Below are 2,606 nucleotides of genomic sequence, written 5' to 3'. Positions count from 1 at the left end.
GCGCTTGCGTCCGCAATTGAACGTGCCTTCGGTAAGGGCAAGCCATCGGCAGTTGCCTTGTCGATCAATTCTCCGGGCGGATCGCCTGTTCAGTCGTCGTTGATCGCGGCACGCATTCGCCGTCTGGCAGACGAAAAGGACGTGCCCGTGTTTGCCTTTGTTGAGGATGTAGCGGCATCGGGCGGTTATTGGCTCGCGTGCGCGGCTGATAAAATATTCGTGGATCGCAGTTCTATCGTTGGCTCCATTGGTGTTATTTCTGCGGGCTTCGGGTTCGATCAATTGATTGCCAAATATGGCATCGAGCGGCGCGTTTACACCGCGGGCGGCTCAAAAAGCCAGCTTGATCCATTTCAACCTGAGCGCGACGAGGACGTTGTGCGCCTCAAAGCCCTTCAAGAAGACATTCACGTAGCCTTTGTCGAGCATGTAAAAGCCTCGCGTGGGGATCGGTTGTCGCAAGATGTCGAGCTGTTCGACGGTACGTATTGGACTGGTAAAACAAGTGTTGATCTTGGCTTGGCCGATGGGATCGGACATCTCTTGCCCGTTATGAAAGATATGTTTGGCGCTAAAACACGGTTTGCGGTCTTTGGCCCTAAAAAGCCATTCTTGGGTCGGTTTGGCGCACAGATCATCGATGAGGCGGTCAACACTGTCGAAGAGCGCAGTCTTTGGGCGCGCTACGGGCTGTGACATGATCTTTAAAATTATTTCTGTCTTTATGATCTTTATTGCGGTGTTGGCGCTGTTCGGGCGTGTCCGTTTTCCGGGTCAGACAAAACTCGCCTCTATGACCTGTCCCAAATGCGGACGCTATGTCATTGGCAAAGGCCCATGCGCCTGTAAGAAAGGGAAGCCCTAATGGACTTTTTGACTGCTGCGGTAGGGCTTGTTGTCTTACTTTTAGCGGGTGATGCGCTCGTGCGTGGGGCCGTAAATCTGTCGCTTCGCCTTGGTGTGCCTGCGTTGATCGTTAGCCTAACCATCGTTGCATTCGGGACATCCGCGCCTGAACTTCTCATCTCTATTTCGGCTATTCACGAAGGGGTTCCGGGGCTTGCCCTTGGCAACGTTGTCGGCTCGAATACCGCCAATGTGCTATTGGTGATGGGTATTCCCGCATTGATAACAACGCTACATGTGGTCGATAATTCAACCCGCGCCAGCTATCTTCAAATGATAGCCGCGACGGCACTGTTCACAGCTTTGGCGTTTATTGGCCCCTTTGGTCGGGTCTCGGGTTTGATTTTACTCGCTGCATTGGGGTTAATGCTCGTCCATGCAGCGCGTGCTGCAAGATCGCACCGTGCTGACGCGGCGGATGCCGCACTTTGCACGATGGATGAGGATGACGTCGAAGGGGCCGACCCGCATATGGGGTGGCCCAAAATCATTGCTTTCCTTGTTGCAGGTTTGATTGGTTTGCCTATTGGCGCCGAGTTGTTGGTCAATGCCGCAACTCATATTGCACAATCGTTCGGGGTCTCGGACACTGTGATCGGTTTGACACTTGTAGCTTTGGGAACATCGTTGCCCGAACTTGCGACAACCGTGATGGCGGCGCTGCGCCGTCAGGCAGATGTGGCATTTGGCAACGTGATCGGCTCCAATATGTTCAACCTATTGGGCATTATCGGTGTGGCCTCACTCGTTGGCCCCATTCCCGTTGCACCCGAAATTATGCAGTTCGATATCTGGGTGATGATTGCATCATCGCTTTTGTTAGGTTTGTTTGTTCTGCGCCGTAAAAGTATCACTTTGATCTGGGGTCTCGCCCTGACCGCCCTATATGTCCTCTACATTGTGATGGTCTTTTAAGGGGAACACTATGAAATCACGGCGGGCATTGGTCACTGGAGCAGGTAAACGACTTGGCCGTGCAATGGCTTTGTATCTTGGAGAGCGCGGGTTCGACGTTGCCGTACATTATGCAACGTCCAAGACTGAAGCCGATGAGGTCGTGGCCGAGCTTCGCCATATGGGCGTCAAGGCGCAAACCGTCCAAGCAGATTTGTTGATCGAAGACGAAGCCGCCCGATTGGTGGGACGTGCTGCACAAGCCCTTGGTGGACCATTGACGTTGCTTGTGAATAACGCGTCGATCTATGAGGCGGACAGCATCGAGGACGGTACGCGGCTGAGTTGGGATCGCCATATAGAGAGCAACCTGCGCGCGCCTGTTGTACTCACCCAAGCGTTTGCCGCTCAGGCTCCAGAGGTGGAGACAGACTTGCGCGGTGAGGCGCGTGCCAGCGCTCTTGTGATCAATATGTTGGATCAACGGGTTCAAAAACTGACGCCAAAATTTATGAGCTACACGATTGCAAAGATGGGGTTGTGGGCATTTACCCAGACGGCGGCGCAGGGCCTTGCTCCGCGCATTCGTGTAAATGCCATTGGTCCGGGGCCGACATTACAGGGCGTGCATCAAGACCGAGATATGTTCACCGCACAACGCGCCGCGACTATCCTGAACAGAGGGTCCAACCTCGAAGATATTACCGCGGCTTTGGGTTATTTCATCGATGCCCACGGCGTCACAGGTCAGCTTTTATGTGTAGATGGCGGTCAACATTTGGCGTGGAATACACCCGATATTTTGA

Annotated in this window: 4 protein-coding genes; all 4 read left to right on the top strand. The window is 53.6% G+C overall.

The window, feature by feature from the left end; all coding sequences use genetic code 11:
- Positions 1–696: S49 family peptidase (locus ACTG34_RS11420; protein WP_439105029.1), on the top strand; the 696-nt coding region annotated here is incomplete at its 5' end.
- 1 nt (position 697) lies between these two features.
- Positions 698–865 (top strand): hypothetical protein, encoded by a 168-nt coding sequence (locus ACTG34_RS11415; protein ID WP_062217000.1) that lies wholly within the window; start codon positions 698–700, stop codon positions 863–865.
- Positions 865–1,821, top strand: coding sequence for a calcium/sodium antiporter (locus ACTG34_RS11410; protein ID WP_439105028.1), 957 nt, complete (start codon positions 865–867; stop codon positions 1,819–1,821). The genes ACTG34_RS11415 and ACTG34_RS11410 overlap by 1 nt, the downstream gene beginning before the upstream one ends.
- Positions 1,822–1,831: 10 nt before the next feature.
- A partial coding sequence (locus ACTG34_RS11405) for an SDR family oxidoreductase (protein ID WP_439105027.1) occupies positions 1,832–2,606 on the top strand: 775 nt, incomplete at its 3' end.

Origin of the sequence: Celeribacter marinus (assembly GCF_965656515.1) — a bacterium.
In the GTDB taxonomy this organism is placed as follows: Bacteria; Pseudomonadota; Alphaproteobacteria; order Rhodobacterales; family Rhodobacteraceae; genus Celeribacter; species Celeribacter marinus_D.
The sequence above is the reverse complement of the archived record's forward strand: the minus strand, read 5'-3'. Positions and strand labels throughout refer to the sequence as shown.